16 protein-coding genes are annotated in these 17123 nt (G+C 70.9%); 9 read left to right on the forward strand and 7 right to left on the reverse strand.

Annotation, left to right across the window (positions count from 1 at the left end; genetic code table 11):
* Positions 1-34 precede the first annotated feature (34 nt).
* Entirely contained in the window at positions 35-373 is a 339-nt protein-coding gene (locus tag TBR22_RS17255) for a hypothetical protein (RefSeq protein ID WP_239489087.1), read from the reverse strand.
* A gap of 245 nt (positions 374-618) precedes the next feature.
* Here TBR22_RS17255 and TBR22_RS17260 point away from each other — a divergent pair, with 245 nt between their 5' ends.
* The 4 genes from TBR22_RS17260 to TBR22_RS17275 all read left to right on the forward strand — a co-directional run bounded on the left by TBR22_RS17260 (position 619) and on the right by TBR22_RS17275 (position 4737).
* Positions 619-1911 carry an NTP/NDP exchange transporter gene (locus TBR22_RS17260; protein ID WP_239489088.1) on the forward strand — a complete coding sequence of 431 codons (1293 nt, stop codon included), beginning with the start codon at positions 619-621 and terminating at the stop codon, positions 1909-1911.
* A gap of 82 nt (positions 1912-1993) precedes the next feature.
* The gene (locus TBR22_RS17265) at positions 1994-2464 is read left to right on the forward strand and encodes a GNAT family N-acetyltransferase (protein ID WP_239489089.1); all 471 of its coding nucleotides are present in this window, start codon (positions 1994-1996) and stop codon (positions 2462-2464) included.
* A 5-nt stretch (positions 2465-2469) separates the two neighbouring features.
* Positions 2470-3528 carry an endonuclease/exonuclease/phosphatase family protein gene (locus TBR22_RS17270; protein ID WP_239489090.1) on the forward strand — a complete coding sequence of 353 codons (1059 nt, stop codon included), beginning with the start codon at positions 2470-2472 and terminating at the stop codon, positions 3526-3528.
* 36 nt (positions 3529-3564) lie between these two features.
* Positions 3565-4737 (forward strand): esterase family protein, encoded by a 1173-nt coding sequence (locus TBR22_RS17275; protein WP_239489091.1) that lies wholly within the window; start codon positions 3565-3567, stop codon positions 4735-4737.
* Positions 4738-4776: 39 nt separating this feature from the next.
* Here TBR22_RS17275 and TBR22_RS17280 read toward each other — a convergent pair whose 3' ends face one another.
* Positions 4777-5868, reverse strand: coding sequence for an SDR family oxidoreductase (locus tag TBR22_RS17280; RefSeq protein ID WP_239489092.1), 1092 nt, complete (start codon positions 5866-5868; stop codon positions 4777-4779).
* A gap of 54 nt (positions 5869-5922) precedes the next feature.
* Between TBR22_RS17280 and TBR22_RS17285 the strand changes: the two genes are divergently transcribed.
* Positions 5923-6531 (forward strand): YdcF family protein, encoded by a 609-nt coding sequence (locus tag TBR22_RS17285; protein WP_239489093.1) that lies wholly within the window; start codon positions 5923-5925, stop codon positions 6529-6531.
* A 221-nt stretch (positions 6532-6752) separates the two neighbouring features.
* Here TBR22_RS17285 and TBR22_RS17290 read toward each other — a convergent pair whose 3' ends face one another.
* Both TBR22_RS17290 and TBR22_RS17295 read right to left on the reverse strand, forming a co-directional pair.
* Positions 6753-7628 carry a PEGA domain-containing protein gene (locus TBR22_RS17290; RefSeq protein WP_239489094.1) on the reverse strand — a complete coding sequence of 292 codons (876 nt, stop codon included), beginning with the start codon at positions 7626-7628 and terminating at the stop codon, positions 6753-6755.
* Positions 7629-8057: 429 nt separating this feature from the next.
* On the reverse strand, positions 8058-9170 hold the full coding sequence (locus TBR22_RS17295; protein ID WP_239489095.1) for a hypothetical protein: 1113 nt from the start codon (positions 9168-9170) through the stop codon (positions 8058-8060).
* Between the two features lie 266 nt (positions 9171-9436).
* On the opposite strand from TBR22_RS17295, the gene TBR22_RS17300 reads away from it, so the two are divergent.
* Positions 9437-9931, forward strand: a complete 495-nt coding sequence (locus tag TBR22_RS17300; RefSeq protein WP_239489096.1) for a hypothetical protein — start codon at positions 9437-9439, stop codon at positions 9929-9931.
* Positions 9932-9935: 4 nt separating this feature from the next.
* Here TBR22_RS17300 and TBR22_RS17305 read toward each other — a convergent pair whose 3' ends face one another.
* Positions 9936-10478 (reverse strand): DUF2231 domain-containing protein, encoded by a 543-nt coding sequence (locus tag TBR22_RS17305; RefSeq protein ID WP_239489097.1) that lies wholly within the window; start codon positions 10476-10478, stop codon positions 9936-9938.
* A gap of 129 nt (positions 10479-10607) precedes the next feature.
* Between TBR22_RS17305 and TBR22_RS17310 the strand changes: the two genes are divergently transcribed.
* The 3 genes from TBR22_RS17310 to egtD are packed head-to-tail and all read left to right on the forward strand — an operon-like array spanning position 10608 to position 13935.
* Positions 10608-11555 carry an MBL fold metallo-hydrolase gene (locus tag TBR22_RS17310; protein WP_239489098.1) on the forward strand — a complete coding sequence of 316 codons (948 nt, stop codon included), beginning with the start codon at positions 10608-10610 and terminating at the stop codon, positions 11553-11555.
* 41 nt (positions 11556-11596) lie between these two features.
* On the forward strand, positions 11597-12934 hold the full coding sequence (locus tag TBR22_RS17315) for an SUMF1/EgtB/PvdO family nonheme iron enzyme (protein ID WP_239489099.1): 1338 nt from the start codon (positions 11597-11599) through the stop codon (positions 12932-12934).
* Entirely contained in the window at positions 12931-13935 is a 1005-nt protein-coding gene (gene egtD / locus TBR22_RS17320; protein ID WP_239489100.1) for an L-histidine N(alpha)-methyltransferase, read from the forward strand. The genes TBR22_RS17315 and egtD overlap by 4 nt, the downstream gene beginning before the upstream one ends.
* A gap of 60 nt (positions 13936-13995) precedes the next feature.
* Here the strand turns inward: egtD and TBR22_RS17325 are convergent, their stop codons facing one another.
* Positions 13996-15354 carry a Gfo/Idh/MocA family protein gene (locus tag TBR22_RS17325; RefSeq protein ID WP_239489101.1) on the reverse strand — a complete coding sequence of 453 codons (1359 nt, stop codon included), beginning with the start codon at positions 15352-15354 and terminating at the stop codon, positions 13996-13998.
* Positions 15355-15432: 78 nt separating this feature from the next.
* Complete coding sequence (locus TBR22_RS17330) at positions 15433-17070, reverse strand: ABC-F family ATP-binding cassette domain-containing protein (RefSeq protein ID WP_239489102.1); 1638 nt, start codon at positions 17068-17070, stop codon at positions 15433-15435.
* Positions 17071-17123: the final 53 nt, after the last annotated feature.

Below are 17123 nucleotides of genomic sequence, written 5' to 3' on the forward strand. Positions count from 1 at the left end.
CCGAGGTCAGCCCTGCCGCCAACGCCGCCGGGCGTCACTGTTCCTTGACGATGCCCTTCGGTGCGCCGGTGGTGCAGTCGATGCGCAGCAACTCGTTGGCGCCCACCCCGTACTTGCCGGCGGGCACCCGATAGTCACCCTGGCCGTTGCGCGACCGCACCAGTTGCACGGTCGTCTTGTCCTGCAGGTCCATCATCGGCGAGAGGCAGGCGGTGCTGAGGTTGGGCGTCCCGTCATCGCGCACGAACGTGCCCGGCGTCCCCGTGGCCGGCCGCACGATCGTCTCGGGCGTCGTCTTCAGGCCGTCCTTCACCGTGGCACACCCCCCGGAGGCCGCCAGGAGCACCGTAGCGGCAAGCACGCGTACACGCATCGTCGTCTCTCCCTCTGTTGGTCGGTCAGGCGCGGTGGCCCGCCTCGTGGTCCGCGCAAGGAAGAATCGGCCAGCAGGCGGCGCGACTGCAACCCCGAGGCCCATCGGCCCGCCTCGCCGGTCGGCGCGCGCTCGCCAGGGCCGGCCCAGGGGCCGGCGGGCGACGGCCGGCGCGGGTGTCCGGCCACGGTCGGCGGCTCGCCGTGCAACGCAGGGGAGGGTCAGTGTCGTTACACTAGCCGACCATGCCTGAACGACGGGGAGTCCTCCAGCGCCTGATCGACGTGCGCCCTGGCGAGGTGGCAGCGCTGCTGTGGGCATCGCTGTTCTATTTCTGCGTGCTGTGCGCGTACTACGTCATCAGGCCCATCCGGGACGACATGGGCGTCGCGGGCGGCGTCGACAACCTCCCCTGGCTGTTCACGGGGACGTTGCTCGGCATGGCGCTCGCCAATCCGCCGTACGCGGCGCTGGTGTCCAGGCTGCCCCGCCTGCGCTTCATCACGCTCACCTACCGGTTCTTCGAGACCAACCTGCTGGTCTTCTTCGGGCTCCTGCTCGTCACGACGGCCGCGCAGCAGATCTGGGTCGGCCGGGTGTTCTTCATCTGGACGTCGGTCTTCAACCTCTTCGTCGTCTCGGTGTTCTGGGCCTTCCTCGTCGACGTCTTCACGCGCGAGCAGGGCGCGCGGCTGTTCGGCTTCATCGCCGCCGGCGCGACCGTCGGCGCGATGAGCGGCTCGGCAATCACGGCCTCGCTCGTGTCGGTGCTCGGCTCCACGCCCCTGTTGCTCGTCTCGGTGGCGCTCCTCGAGGTGGCGGTCTTCTCGATGCGTCGGCTCTCGGCCATCGCCACCGACCTGCGCACCCGCACGGGCACGGCGGCCGAGGAGGCGCCGATCGGCGGGGGCATGCTCGCCGGCCTGTCGCACGCCGTCGGCAACCCGTACCTGCTCAACGTGAGCGTGTACATGCTGCTCTTCGCGATCACGTCGACGCTGCTCTACTTCCAGCAGGCCGACATCGCGTCGAAGGCCTTCACCGACCGGGCGGCGCGCACCGCCTTCTTCGCGCGCATCGACCTCGTGGTGAACGCGCTCACCCTGGTCACCCAGCTGTTCCTCACGAGCCGGATCCTCAAGGCGCTCGGCGTCGCGCTCACCCTGTCGATCCTGCCGCTGCTCAGCGTGATCGGGTTCGCGTGGCTCGGTGCCACGCCGACCATCGCGGCGATCGTCGTCCTGCAGGTGGCCCGACGCGCCGGCAATTTCGCCATCGCACGGCCGACCCGCGAGGTGCTGTTCACCGTGCTGCCGCGCGAGGACAAGTACAAGGCCAAGAACTTCATCGACACGGTCGTGTACCGGCTCGGCGACCAGGTCGGCGCGTGGGCGTACGCCGCCCTGGGGTGGCTGGGCCTCACGTTGTCGGGCATCGCCTGGGTCGCGGTGCCCGTGTCGGCCGTGTGGCTGGCCAACGCGTTCTGGCTGGGGCGCCGGCAGGAGCGCCTCGCCCGAGCCGCGGAACCGCCGCGATGACCGGCGCCGATGCCACTCGGTCTTCCTGCGTCCGGTAGGGGCGGCGGCCCAGGCCCCGCCCCTGCCTCGCTCCTGGTGTCCCATGGTGATTCGTGCCGCCACTCGTGATGACGTGCCGGCCCTCGGCCGGCTCGGCGCGCAGTTGATGCGCCAGCACCACGCGTTCGACCCGCAGCGCTTCCTCGCGCCCGGTGACGCGCCGGAGGCCGGCTACGGGAGGTTCCTCGGCAGCCAGCTCGACGACCCTGACGCCTTCGTTCACGTGGCCGAGGACGAGGGACGCGTCGTCGGGTACGTGTACGCAGGCATCGAGCCGCTGTCGTGGAAGGAGCTGCGCGACGAGTGCGGGTTCGTGCACGACCTGCTCGTCGAGGAATCGGCGCGCGGACAGGGGGCAGGGCGGGCCCTGCTCGAGGCGGCGGCAGCGTGGTTGGTGTCGCGCGGCATGCCACGCGTGATGCTGTGGACGGCGTCGCAGAACCAGGCCGCGCAACGCCTGTTCGCGCACGCGGGCTTCCGGCCGACGATGATCGAGATGACGCGCGAGTCGTAGCGGCCATGCGCCTCCCCTCGCTGCCCGGCCTCGTCATCGCCACTGGCATGGTGGCCGCCTGGCTGGTCGGCTGCGCGGCACCGGTGCGCATGACGACCGCGTCGGCGCCGTCGCATGGCTGTCGCGCGGCGCCCGACGGCGCGGTCGCCTGGGTCCATCCCGTCGATCCGGAAGAGCGCGAGGCGCTCGACGCCCGCTGCGCGCCCCTGGCGCCGCCACTGGTGCGCGTCGGGTCGACGCCGGCAAGGCCCGCCTCACGGGTCATGGTCGCTACCTGGAACATGCACGACGGACGGGGCGACATCGTCTCGCTGGCCCGCGACCTCCTGGCAGGCGCTGGCGAGGCGCCGCCCGACGCCGTGATCCTGCTGCTGCAGGAACTCGTGCGCGCCACCGCGGTCGCCACCGCCGGCGGAGGCGGCCGGGACACCGGCGTGCGCGACGTGCCCACGGTGGTCGTCGACCTCGGCTGGCACCTGGCGTACGTGCCGGCCAAGCGGAATCGCCTCGAGCCGGCCGGCGCCTCGGCCGCCGATCGCGGGACGGCGATCATGTCGACCCTGCCCATCGCGGATCTCGCCGCCATCGAGCTGCCCGTCGAACGCCAGCGGCGCGTCGCGCTGTCGGGCCACGTGCGCGCGACGACGCGCGACGGACGTCCGTGGCGCCTGCGCGTCGTCAGTGTCCACCTGGAGAATCGCTCCGGCATGCGCCGCGTGTGGGTGCGGGCCGGCGCGAGCCGCACGCGCCAGGCGGAGGCCCTGCTCGAGGCGATCGGCTTCGACGCGCATCCTCCCGAGGCGGCCGACGACGGCGTCGTCCTCGCCGGCGACTTCAACACCTGGCTCGGTGACGACGAGCAGGCCTTGCGCCTGCTCAGGGAGGCCTTCCCCCACGGGCCACCGAGTGACCCTCGCCCGACGATGGAGAACGGCTGGCGACTCGACCACGTCTTCGTGCGACTGCCGGCGGGTGTCACCGCCGCGCATCGCCGCCTGGAGTCGACGTACGGCTCCGATCACTTTCCCGTCGTGACGACCCTCGACTTCCACCGCCTCGATTGACCGCGGCCCGCCGCCGCCCTGACCCGGAGTGCACGAGTGAGACGACCGCCTGCTTCAGCCCTTGCCGCCCTTGTCCTCGCGCTGGCGTGCGCCACTCCGGCCCTCGCCCAGGCGCCTGCCGAGGCGCCTGCCGCGCCACCGGCTGCAGCACCTGCGCCGCTCGTCTCGCCCGAGGTGCACGCCGACGGGCGCATCACGTTCCGTCTCCGCGCCCCGAACGCGACTGCCGTCGCCGTGTCGCGCGCTGGCGCGCCGCGCCTGCCGATGGCCCGCGACGACCAGGGTGTCTGGACGGCGACCACGGCGGCTCTCGAGCCCGACATCTACCAGTACACGTTCAACGTCGACGGGCAGTCGCTGCTCGACCCGATGAACGGCTGGATCGCGCCGAACCTCCTGAACCCGTCCAACATGGTGCGCGTGCCGGGCCCCGCCTCCGGCCAGGACCAGCGGCCGTGGGATGTCGCCGACGTGCCGCGCGGCCAGTTGCATCGTCACTTCTACAAGTCCGCGCGGATCGGCGACCACCGCGACTACTACGTCTACACGCCGCCCGGTTACGCCACGGCGCGCGCCACCACCTACCCCGTGCTGTACCTGCTGCACGGGTTCAGCGACGATGCCAGCGGGTGGACGTCGGTGGGCCAGGCGCACGTGATCTTCGACAACCTGATCGCGCGCAAGGCGATGGTGCCGATGGTCGTCGTGATGACGCTCGGCTACGGCGCACCGGAGATCGTGACGCGCGGGGCACGATCGCCGCAGCTGCGCATGAAGAGCATGGAGGGCTATCGCGATGCGCTGTTCTCCGAGGTGATCCCGGCGATCGAGCGTGACTACCGGGTCGATGCCCGTCGCGAGGCGCGGGCCATCGCCGGGTTGTCGATGGGCGGCGCCGAGACGCTCTTCGTGGGCCTGAACGCGATCGATCGCTTCGCCTGGATTGGCGCGTTCAGCGCCGGTGGGCTCGGGCAGCCGTCGGAGCTGCCGCAGATGTTTCCCTCGCTGAACGCCGCCGCCGGCAAGCGGCTGAAGCTGCTGTGGATCGCGTGCGGCACCGAGGACGGCCTGATCGAGGCCAACCGCCAGGTGCATGCGTTCCTCACCGAGCGCGGCGTCGCCCACGAGTTCGTCGAGACGCCCGGCGCGCACACGTGGATGGTGTGGCGCCGCTACCTGAGCACGTTGGCGCCGCTGCTCTTCCGGTGAGGCGCGCCTCCTGACGCCTGACGCGTCACGCCTGACGCGTCACCGGATCTCGTTGTTGGCCCGGGCGGCGGCGTTGGGCAACAGCGGCGTCAGCCATCCGAACCCCACCTCGCTGGTCGCGCGACGGACCTCGCCCGTCGCGCGATCGCTCGGGCCGGGCAGCAAACGCCCGGCGATGATCGCCTTGACGCCGGCCGCCAGTTGCGGGACGAGCGTCTCGGCGATCTCGGCCAACCGGAACTGCAGGCCCGGCGTCGCGTGCGCGCGGCCGGCGACGCACGCGTCGACGAGTTCGCGTGCGGCCCGGGTGCCCGACATCGACGTGAGCGGCGTCGCCACCCCGGCGCCGAACCAGAGCGCCTCCTTCTCGTGCTGCCCTCGCACCAGAATCTTGCCGTGCGAGCCCGTCCGCATCAGGCCGGGCGTGGCGGTCGTCACCAGGACGCCGTCCTTGTGGAGTTCGGCGCGCAGCGTCTCCGACAGGCCGACCAGCGCGAACTTGCCGGCCGAGTAGGCGGCCAGGTGCGGGACGCCGACGCGTCCGCCGAACGACGAGATGTTGAGCAGTCGCGCCCCGCCCGGCGCCCGCCGCAGGAACGGCAGCGCCTCCCGCGTGAGGTACAGCGGGCCCCAGAAGTGGGTGTCGAGCGACTCCTGGAAGTCCTCGAGCTGCGCGTGCTCGAACGGCGCGGCCTGGATCACGCCGGCGTTGTTGACCACGACGTCGAGGCGACCGGTGCGGCCGACGACGAGCCTGACGAGGTCGGCGACGGCGCGCGGATCGCGCACGTCGCAGCACTCGGCGATCACGTCCAGGCCGCTGGCGCGCAGTTGGTCTTCGGCACGGCCGATCTCGGAAGGAGTTCGCGACACGATCGCCAGGCGGGCGCCGCGGCGCCCGAACTCGCGCGCCAGCAGCAGGCCGAGACCGCGGACTCCGCCGGTGATGAGGACGGTGCGGCCCCGCAGTTGGTAGGCGTGCGCCGCGCGCCACCATGCGGTGGCCGCGACGGCCGCGGCCAGCCCGCCGAGCGCGACCAGGGCGGCATGGTCGGACCCGTGCGGACGCGATCCGGAGCCTGTCGACCGAGGTGCGTCGGCGGCCATGTCGTGTGCAATGCCGGAGATCATGATGGGGGTCGTGAAGCAAACCCACGGCCAGTGGTATGGTGCGGCTGCTCGACCGTGATTGCCTTCGTCGCCCTCAGCTGCGCCCTCCTCCTCGCCTTCGTCCTCTGCTGCGTCGTGCTCGGCTGGAGCCTCGACGTGTACAACCCGCCGGCGATGCCCGCCGACGTCGCGCTGGTGTTCGGCTGCGGCGAACCGTGGAAGGCGGACGCGCGCCTTCGACAGGCGCTCGCGGTCCATCAGGCGGGCCTGGCGCCCCACCTGATCGTGAGCGGGGGCGTGCGCATGCCGGGTCGCGCCACCACGGAAGCCGAGTGGTTCCGTGACTGGCTCGTCGAGCGAGGCGTGCCTCCCGAGCGCGTCCACCTCGAGAACCGCGCGACCAACACCGCCGAGAACGCCGAGTTCAGCTGGCCGATCCTGGAGGCACACGGCTGGCGCCGCGTGATCCTGGTGATGTCGGACTTCGAAGGCCTGCGTGCCCATCTCACGGCGCGCCGCGCATGGCTGGGGAAGGACGTCACCCTGTACGACATGCATGCATCGTCGGCACCACGGTGGTCGCGCTGGGGGTGGTGGACGTCGGCCGAAGGCTGGCGCCTGACCAACCACACCGTGCCCAGGCTCTTCCGGTACGGACTGCTGCCCTATCTCTGGCGCCGCTGATCGGGATCCGACCAGTCCATCCTCCACGCCAAGCGAGGAGCCAGCGACGCCCGTGGGCGTCGCTGGCCGGGACTGCGGTAAGAACTGCGTATGAGGAAGGGCTCGGTCGCGATGATGAGCCGCGAACGCTGCACGCGTCCGCGTTCACTACGCGAGAGAGCTCACGCGCCCGGACGGGGGCAGGACGCCTCCGTCCGAGCCGTGGGGCGGGGAGGGTTCGACTAGAGCTGCTGTCCCCGCGACGGCAGGCTCACGTTCAGCGGCGTCACCTCGCCTGCGGTCACGGTGACCTCGGTCGAGAACGGCGCAAAGCCGGGCTTGCGGATGTCGATGCGCACGCGCCCCGCGGGCACCCGCACCTCGAGTGGACGACCGTTGCCGGGAAGCGTCCACGGCTGGCCATCGATCACCACCTCGGCGTCGGCCGGCTGCACACGGATCACCAGCAGGCCGGCATCGCCGGCGACGCGATCCGACTCCTGTGTACGAGGCGCGCGCGTCGGCGGTTCCTGGCCCTGGGGCGCATTCGGATCGCCGGGCAGTCGATTGGTCGCCGGCTGCGGGCGCGCCGGCGGCGACGGCCGCTCGTCCTCCGGCGCACCAGCCGGCAGCTTCTCCATCGTGTGCTTCACCTTGAGCGTCGTGCCAGGCGCGACGTACGCGTTCATCACCTGCTTCTTGTGACCTTCGAGATAGAACGCGATCTCGTGCGTCCCCGGCGACAGCGTGAGGCTCTGGAACACCCCGTCGTACTGGTCCACGATGCCAGCGAGTGCGCCGTCGATGTACACCTCGGTGTTGCGGGGCTGCACCATCAGGCGCGCTTCACTGGTGATGCCCCAGATGGCGTACGGCGGGGCGTAGAGCGCCGGCGCGCCCCACCACCCGAACCCGGGCCACCACATGCTGCTCGCGTAGCCGGGCCCCCACCAGCCAGGTCCCCACCAGCCCCAGGCGCCGTAGCCCCAGTAGCCGCCCCAGCCCCAGCCGAGGCCCCAGCCGCCCCAGTAGCCCGGATACCCGTAGACCGGACGGTAGCCGCCGCCATAGTGGCCCCCTCCGCCGGGGTAGCCGGGACCACCGCGGGGCACCGCCATCCGTCCCGTGCCTCCTCCGGGGGGCATCGCGTGGCCACCGCTGGGTCCACCGCCAGCAGGCCCGCCACGAGGAGCGGCGCCACCCCCACCTCCACCACCGCCGCGGCCCCCTCGCTGCGCCAACGCCTCGTCGGCGACGAGCGCGAACGAGGCCACGACGGCAGCAGTCACCACCAGACGTCTGATGTTGTTCATCACGGGCGTGCTCCAGGAAGAAAGCATCGACCAGTGCAGAGCAAGAGCGATACCAGCTGATGTGTCACCGCGGGCAGACACCGCGGCGTGTACGCGAGCGAATGCGGCAGCCATCGCTCCTCGCGGTGTCCCTTGTGGGCGACGGGCCCACCGGCGTGGCAACCATGAGGAGACGCTCTTGGGCGCGGGCGAGGCGCCGCTGGCCGGGCATGCCCCCCGCGCCAGGGAAGGGCGTCAGTCGTTGCTGAATGTCAGCACGTACTCCGAGACGCCGGCCATGAAGAAGCGGACCACCTCGCCGGCCTCCTTGTCCGTGCCCACGCCGGGCTCGAGACCGACCACCTGCGGGTACCACTCGCCGCCCGCGAGGATGCGCGCCGGGGCCGTCCACTTCTCCGGCTCGGCGAGCGTCGGCGAGAACGCCACGTAGATGCCTTCCTGTCCGAAGCCGGGCGTCCGCGCGCGGTTGAGCAGCATCACGTACTGCCCGAGGTGAGCGTTCCAGTGCACCGACGGCCCCCAGAAGACGTCGGCGCTGTCACCATCGTGCAGCGAATCGGTAGCCTCGAAGATGGAGATGCCGGTCGGATAGGCATACCCCGCGAAGTCACCCTCGTCGGTCCAGGTCGACTCGACCGGTCGCCACACATGTCCGTCCCAGATCGACGGACGGCCCGTCGGCGCGTCCCGATCGGCCCAGGGCAATCGGGCCAGCGCCACGCCCTGCCCTTCCAGACCCGGCGTGTACTGCGAGTAGAGCAGGTACACGTCGGCGCGGTCGGGCGAAAGCAGGACGCTGAAGTCGCCGACACCGCCGGTGAAGTACTGGTTCGTGCTGCCGCAGTCTGCGGCCGGCGACTCGAGCACGATGCCGAGATTGGTCCACGAGCGTCCCTGGTCGGTCGAACGGGCCGCACCGATGCGTGGCTGCACGCGGCCATCGGCCGGGCACGCCGTCGCCACCTCGTTGTGGTAGTACCCGTACCAGGTGCCGTCGTCTGCCTTGACGACGGCTTCCATCCAGGCCCCGCCGTCGGGCCATACGTCCCACTGCGCTGCCTCACCCACCACGATCTCGCCGATGCGCTGGCCCGAAGACACGCGGGCCGCGCCGGCGAACGAGGTCATCACGAACACGCGCGACTCCCCGTCCACGGCGTCCCACACGACCGGGCTGTTGCTGTCGACGATGGGTTCGCCGGCCAGCACGAGCGCCTGCCTCGCAGCCGCCCCGAGCGTGGCCTTCGGCGGATGACGCTGCCCCTGCGCCGCGGCCGGGCCGACGGCGAGCACCGGGAGGAGGCCGACGAAGGCGAGGGTGCGGGGGCGGGCGAACGCGTGGGTCACGTGGAGCCTTCCAAGTCGAGGGCGGGACAATGCGCCCCGGGGCACGGGGGCAGTGGGTCTGGGAGTCACTACGACTCACACGTGGCAATCGTGTGGCGAGCGGATGAAAGCCCACGGTGACCCGACAGCAGCGGCCCTGCCCGTTCGCCCTCTTGCGACCGGCCGCGGATCGCTGTACGTTGCTATCTCCGCTTCAAGGCTGGCGTGACGGAGGGACGGGGACCCTGCGCGGCCAGCGCGTCCACGCGTCTTCGGGATGGTGTGTCATGGGTACACGCGTTTCGGCGTCGATGCTGCGGCCGATGGCAGTGATGGGATGGTTGTGCGTGATGGCGTCACCGGTGCTCGCCCAGGCCCCGGCCGCGCCCGCCGAGGCCCAGGTGGCCGAGGCCACGCCGACGTCCCGGCTGATCCAGTCGGTCTCGTTCTCTCCGGTGGTCGCCTTCGCGGGCTCCGACATGCGCATCGTCGTGCGCGTGCAACCGGAGGCTGGCAACCGGCGCCTGCAACTCTCGGTGGACGCCGCGACGTTCTACGCCAGCACCGAACGCCAACTCGATGGACTCGACGGGGCGCGCGCCCACACGTTCAACCTGAAGGAACTGCCGGCGGGCGATTACCAGATCGTGGCGACGCTCGAGGGTTCCGATGGCGTCCGGTCCCGGGTGACGCGGTCCTTCAAGGTCATGGGCGAGGACGACACCCAGTTGCAGGCCGACCCGCGGCCGACGCAACAGCGCCGGCGCGGGCGCACCAACTGAAGGACTAACGCTCACTGGCCAGGGCCGGGGGCACCTGCTGAAGGTGTCCCCGACCCCGACCGCCAGCGACGGGCGTCAGCAGCGTCGCCTCACGCTCCCGCCGGCGCGCGCCTGCGTCCTCGTCCACCCCGATGTGGTGGTGATAGACGAGTTCCCCGCCGAGCCAGCCTCCGGCACCCAGCAACGCCGTGCCGAGCAGCGAGAGCGCAAGGCCGGATCGACTCGTGGCGCCGTCACGTCCTCGCTCACGTCGGGCGAGCAGGAACGCCAGCAGGGCCGAGCCGTTGATCGCGGCGTGCCACGTCGCCTGGCGCGATGCCGAGGTGCCGCGCGGGACCGTCCCGACGTAGTCGATCAGGCCGGGGACGGCCGCGGCAGCACCGGCGAGCAACCCGGCGTCCAGCAGGTGCCCGGCCGTGCGACCGTACGCGCCCCGCGTCCGGGAATCGAGCACGTCGAACATCGTCGACACACTCAGCAGCGCGAACGGATACGGAATCAACATCGGATGGACCGGGTGACCTGCCAGGCGGGCGGTACTGCGCATGGTTGTGCCTCCTCGTTGCGGGCAGCCTCAGCCGGCTGCCCGTCGCCAGGGTCCTCTGGTGCACGACCCGTACCCACGCCGCGGCTCGGTGTGGCCCGCACCTTGTATGGAGGAGGGCAGGAGATCGACATGCACTCGAGTCGAGAAGCTGCCCCTGGCGTCGCGTGGATGCGCACGGGCATCGTGAACGTGGCCTTCGTCGAGCCGGAACCGCGGGATGGAAGGTGGGTGTTGGTGGACGCCGGACTGCGCGGCTGGGGCGAGGCCATCCTGTCGGCAGCACGGGCCAGGCACGGCGATCGCCCGCCGAGCGCCATCGTCCTGACCCACGGGCATTTCGATCACGTCGGCGGACTGGACACGTTGCTGCGCGTCTGGGACGTGCCGGTGTACGCCCATCGGCTCGAACTCCCGCACCTCACCGGGCGCCGTGCGTATCCGCCGCCCGACCCGACCGTGGGAGGCGGGCTGCTGGCGTGGAGCGCGCGCCTGTTCCCGACCCACCCGATCGACATCCGGACGCGTGTGCTGACGTTGCCCGAGGACGGCAGCGTCCCACCGCTGCCGGGTTGGCGCTGGTGGCACACGCCCGGTCACACCGATGGACACGTGTCGCTGTTCCGCGACACCGATCGCGTGTTGCTGTCGGGCGACGCGCTGATCACCGTCAGGCAGGAGTCGGCGCTGGCCGTCCTCGGGCAGACCCCGACACTGCACGGGCCGCCGGCGTACTTCACGTCGAACTGGAGCGATGCGCTGGGGTCGGTGCGCGACCTCGCCGACCTGTCCCCCAACGTACTCGTGCCGGGCCACGGTGTGCCGATGAGCGGCCCCTCGCTCACCCACGGACTGCGTCGGTTCGCGGACGGTTTCCACAAGGAAGTGCCTCGCCATGGCCGGTACGTGCAGACGCCCGCCTGCCGTGCCGAGGACGAGTCCTGGCGATTGCCACCCGACCCCTGGCCCGACGCGCTGCGCCGCGGAGTCGCCGGTGCGGCTGCGGCAGCCGCCGCGGCATGGTTCTGGTACGGCCGACGGACGCGGGCCGCGAGCCGGCGTCGGCGGGTGACCCCATGAGGGGCGGACCCGTCGCGCGGCCCGAGGAGTCTGAAGAGTCGATGTCCACCTCCACCGCCGCTCGCGGTATCGACAGGTCGTATGCGCTGGCGTGGTACGCGCGCAATCGCGCCCGCACGGCGGCGCTGTTCGACGTCCTGGCTCCGGGAACGCTGTACCAGCAGCCCATCAGCCAGCGCCATCCCATCGTGTTCTACGTGGGACATCTGCCGGGCTTCAGCCTGAACACGCTGGTCAAGCGCGGCCTTGGACGACCGGGAATCGATGAGGCGCTCGAGCGCCTGTTCGCGCGCGGGATCGACCCTGATGACGCCGGGCACGATGCGTCGGCGTTCGTCTGGCCCGACGAGGCGACGGTGGCGGCGTTCGTGCGCGAGGCGGATGCGCGGGTCGTCGACGCGCTCGAGACCGCGGACCTCGACCAACCCGGGCACCCGCTCATGGATCGCAGCGAGGCGGTGTACGCGATTCTCGAGCACGAGGCGATGCACCAGGAGACGCTCCTGTACATGTGGCATCGCCTGCCCCACGACGCCAAGCGCGCGCCGCACGACTACGCCCTGCGCACCACGCCAGGCCCCGTCGCCCAGGGTGACGTGCAGGTCCCGGCCGGGATGGCGAGGCTGGGCGCGCGGCGTGGCGAGATTCCCTTCGGCTGGGACAACGAGTTCCCCGGTCCCGAGGTGGAGGTCCCCGCCTTCCGCATCCAGCGCCTGAACGTGACCAACGGCGACTATCTCGCCTTCGTCGAGGGCGGCGGGTACGCCGACCCGCGCTGGTGGACGCCGGAAGATCGGGCCTGGCTCGAGAGCGAACAGCATCGTCACCCGATCTTCTGGGAAAGGCGCGGCACGGCATGGCACTGGCGCGGCATGTTCGAGTCGTTCCCGTTGCCGCTCGCCTGGCCCGTGTACGTGAGCCAGGCCGAGGCCGCGGCGTTCGCGCGGTGGTCGGGGCGGCGACTGCCCACCGAGGCCGAGTTCCAGCGGGCGGCGTACGGCACACCCGACGGGTCGCTCCGGACGCACCCGTGGGGCGATGCCGCGCCAGCACCCGCGCACGGCGTGTTCGACTTCAGCGGATGGGAACCCGAGCCGGTGGGCACGCACCCGGCGGGACAGTCGGCCTGGGGCGTGCACGACCTGGTGGGCAACGGCTGGGAGTGGACGACCACCGTGTTCGCGGGCTTCCCGGGATTCGTGCCCATTCCCTCGTACCCGGAGTACTCGGCCGACTTCTTCGACGACAAGCATGTGGTGCTGAAGGGCGGGTCGCCCGCGACCGCGCGCGACCTGCTGCGTCCGAGCTTCAGGAACTGGTTCCGTCCACGCTATCCCTACGTGTACGCGACCTTCCGCACCGTGGAGTCACAGGCATGAGTCCAGCGCCGATGCGCCTCGTTCCTCCGCGCGGTCTGCGCCCGCGCCTGTCGGCCGACACGACGACGCTGGGCGGCGAGATCGCCACCCTGCTCGGCACGAGGCCGCGCCGCCTGCCCGCGCACGCGTTGTACGACGCGCTCGGCTCGGCGTTGTTCGAGGCGATCTGCCACCTGCCGTGGTATCCGATCACCCGCGCCGAGACGGCCCTCCTGCGGACGCATCGGCGGTCGATCCTCGAGGCCGCCGGGCGGCGCGCGCGCATCGTCGAACTCGGCCCCGGCAATGGCGACAAGCTCGCGACGCTGCTGCAGGGGGCGGCGGCGACGCGGATGCAGCCGCTCGACGTCCACCTCGTCGACGTGTCGGCGAGTGCCCTGGAGGTGGCCACGGCGCGGTTGCGGCGCCAGCCTGGCGTGACGGTGCAGACACACGCGGCCCTGTATCAGGCGGGCCTGCATCAGGTGGCCGCGCAGCGACAGGCCGGCGAGACGATGCTGGTGGCCTTCCTCGGCTCCAACATCGGCAACTTCGACCCACCGCAGGCCGAGGCCCTGCTGCGGGACGTGCGCGGGGCGATGCGCGCGGGCGACACGCTGCTCATCGGCACGGACCTGGTCAAGCCGCTGGAGCAGCTGCAGTTGGCCTACGACGACCCGCTCGGCGTGACGGCGGCGTTCAACGCCAACCTGCTCGTGCGGCTGAATCGGGAATTCGGCGCAGACTTCCAGCTCGACACGTTCGCCCACGATGCCCGCTGGAACGCCGCAGCGCAACGGATGGAGATGCACCTGGTGAGCCTCGCGACGCAACGCGTCACGATTCCGGGCGCCGGCCTGGTCATCGACGTCGAGGCCGGCGAGACGATCTGGACGGAGAGCTCCTACAAGTACGAGCCGTCAGGCGTCGATGCGATGTTGACGACGGCCGGCTTCACTCCCGCTGCCGCGTGGCAGGACGAGGACGCCGGCTTCCTGCTGACGCTGGCCGTGGCGCGCTGAGCGAGGGACACGGGAGGCCTCCCCGGTGACTTGCGTACGCGTCCCTGGTCCCTCGACCCGCTACACGGCCTTCGGCTCCGGGTGCACCCACGGCGCGCGGTAGGGCCGCGCGAGCAGGCGGTTGGCCTCCTCGTCGCCGACGACGCGGCCGGCCGCGTCGTCCCACGTCAGTGACCGCCCGAGTTGCATGGAGTGGTTGGCGAGGATGCACGCCGTCGTTGACATGTGGCCCTGCTCGATGTCGGCCACCGGGCGTTTGCCGCTCTCGATGCACGCCAGCAGGTCCTTCATGTGGCCGCGGATGGCGGGCGCCACGTGCCGCTCGAGATCCTTCTCCGTGCGGTCCTCGGGGAACTGCTCGAACTCGTAGGTCACGTCCTCGTGCAGCGGCGTGCCGCCCTCGCCACGCGGGATGAAGTCCCAGCTCATCACGCTCGCCTTCAGCGTGCCCTTGTCGCCGTATATGGTGGCGCCCCACGGGTACTTCGGGTCCGGCGCGTCGCCGTAGGTGCGGTGCGTCCACACGACAGGCAGGTCGCCGAAGTCGAACGTCGCCGTCTGCGTGTCGCTGATGTTGGCCTTGCTGTCCTTCTGCACGAGGATGCCGCCGGTGGAACCGACGCGGCGCGGCATGCCGAGGTCGAGCATCCAGCGGACCATGTCGAGCATGTGGATGCACATGTCGCCGACGATGCCGTTGCCGTACTCCATGAAGGCGCGCCAGCTGCGTGGGTGCACCAGCTTGTTGTACGGGCGCATCGGCGCCGGGCCGGTCCACATCTCGTAGTCGAGGTGCGCCGGCGGCGCGGTGTCGGGCGGGTTCTCGCGCGTCCGCATGTGGTAGTAGCAGTAGATCTCGACGAAGCCGACCTTGCCGAGCAGGCCTTCCTTGATCACGCGGTTGCGCGCGTTGATCAGGTGCGGCGTGCTGCGGCGCTGCGTCCCCACCTGCACCACCCGGTTGTACTTGCGGGCGGCGGCTAGGATGGCCTGCCCCTCGACGATGTCGACGCCGACCGGCTTCTGGAGGTACAGGTGCGCTCCGGCCTTGATGGCCTCGATCGCCGGGAGTGCGTGCCAGTGGTCGGGCGTGCCGATCAGGACGACGTCGAGGTCGCGCTCCTTCAGCATCGCCCGGTAGTCGCGATAGGTCCGCGGCGTCTTCTTCGAGGCCTGCCGCGAAGCGACGATCTCGGCGGCGCCCGCGAGCATCTGCGAATCCACGTCGCAGAGCGAGACCACCTCCACGGGCGCCACCTGGATCAGGCGCAGCAGGTCGGCCTTGCCGTACCATCCCGTGCCGATGAGGCCCACCCGCAGCGGCCTGGGCTGTGCGCGCGCGGCGATGGACACGGGAATGGGCAGCGCGGCCAGCGTCAACGCGCCCGCGCCCTGCTTCAGGAAGTCACGGCGATGCATACGCGCGTTGTATGGCGATTCGGCCCCGAATGCAAGCGGCCGGGCCCGAGGCGCCAACGCGCGAATGCCGCGATGCGGCTACGCGTGCACGCCTGGCGCCTCGTGCCCGGTCCGCGCCACGTACTCCGGGTACGAGCCCAGGAACAGGTGCGGCTCCTTCTCGCGGCCGGTCTCGCCACCGAGTTCCAGCACCCGCGTGCTCAGGCCACGCAGGAACGTGCGGTCGTGCGAGACGAAAATCATCGTGCCCTCGAAGTCGCCGAGCGCCTCCACGAGCATCTCCTTGGTGGCGAGATCGAGGTGGTTGGTCGGCTCGTCCAGCACGAGGAAGTTCGGCGGGTACAGGAGCATGCGCGCGATCACCAGGCGCGTCCGCTCGCCGCCCGACAGCGCCCGGATCGGCTTGTCCACGTCGTCGCCCGAGAACTGGAAGGCGCCGAGCAGGTTGCGCAGCACGCCGATCGACTCCTGCGGGAAGTCCTTCTGGAACTGCTCCTCGATCGTCAGCTCGGGGTCGAGCAGTTGGAGGGACTGCTGCGCGAAGTACCCCATCTGGAGGCTGGCGCCGAGGGTCACCTGCCCGGCGTCGGGTGACAGCACGCCGGCGATCATCTTCAGCAGCGTCGACTTCCCTGCGCCGTTCTTGCCCATCACGCACCAGCGCTCGCCGCGCTGGATGGTCATCGACAGGCCGTAGTGCACGACGCGCGCGCCGTACGCCTTGGTGAGGCCGTCGAGCACCGCCACCTTGTCGCCCGAGCGCGGCGGCTGGCGGAACTTGAACTGCACCACCTTCCGCTTCTTCGGCAGCTCGATCTTCTCGATCTTGTCGAGCGCCTTGACGCGGCTCTGCACCTGCGCGGCCTTGGCCGCGTGCGCCGAGAAGCGCTCGATGAAGCGCTGCTCCTTGGCCAGCATCGCCTGCTGGCGCGCATAGGCCGCCTCGCGGTTGGCCTCGCGTTGCGCGCGCTCCCGCTCGTAGAACTCGTAGTTGCCCGAGTACACGGTGATCTCGCCGCCGTCGATCTCGGCGATCTTCGTGACGATGCGATTCATGAACTCGCGGTCGTGCGAGGTCATCAGCAGGGCCGAGTCGAGCGACTTCAGGAACGACTCGAGCCAGAGGATCGACTCGATGTCGAGGTGGTTGGTGGGCTCGTCGAGGAGCAGCACGTCGGGCTTGCCGAGCAGCGCCCGCGCCATCTGCACCCGCATCTTCCAGCCACCCGACAGGTTCCCGACGTCGCCGTCGATCTGCTCGGCCTCGAAGCCGAGGCCCTCGAGCACGTCCCGGGCCTGGGCCTCGAGCGCGTAGCCGCCGAGGTGGTCGTACTCCTCCTGTACCTCGCCGAACCGCTCGAGGATGCGGTCCATGTCGTCGGCCTGCTCGGGGTCGCCCATGGCGTGCTGCAGCGCCTCGAGCTCGTGGTGGAGTTGCCCCACGCGCCCGCTGCCCGCGATCGCCTCGTCGAGCACCGACCGGCCGCTCATCTCCTCGACGTCCTGCCGGAAGTACCCGACCGTCAGCCGCTTGGGGACCGAAATCTCGCCCTCGTCGGGCGACTCCTCGCCGACGATCATGCGGAAGAGGGTCGACTTGCCGGCCCCGTTGGGCCCGACCAGCCCGACGCGCTCGCCCGGGTTCAGCTGGAACGACGCATCGACGAACAGGACCTGCCGACCGTACTGCTTCGAAATCTTCGAGAAGGTAATCACGACCGTGGACGATTGTCCCACGGGCCGCGGCTCAGGGCTCAGGGCTCGGGCTC

The organism is Luteitalea sp. TBR-22 (assembly GCF_016865485.1).
Classification (GTDB): domain Bacteria; phylum Acidobacteriota; class Vicinamibacteria; order Vicinamibacterales; family Vicinamibacteraceae; genus Luteitalea.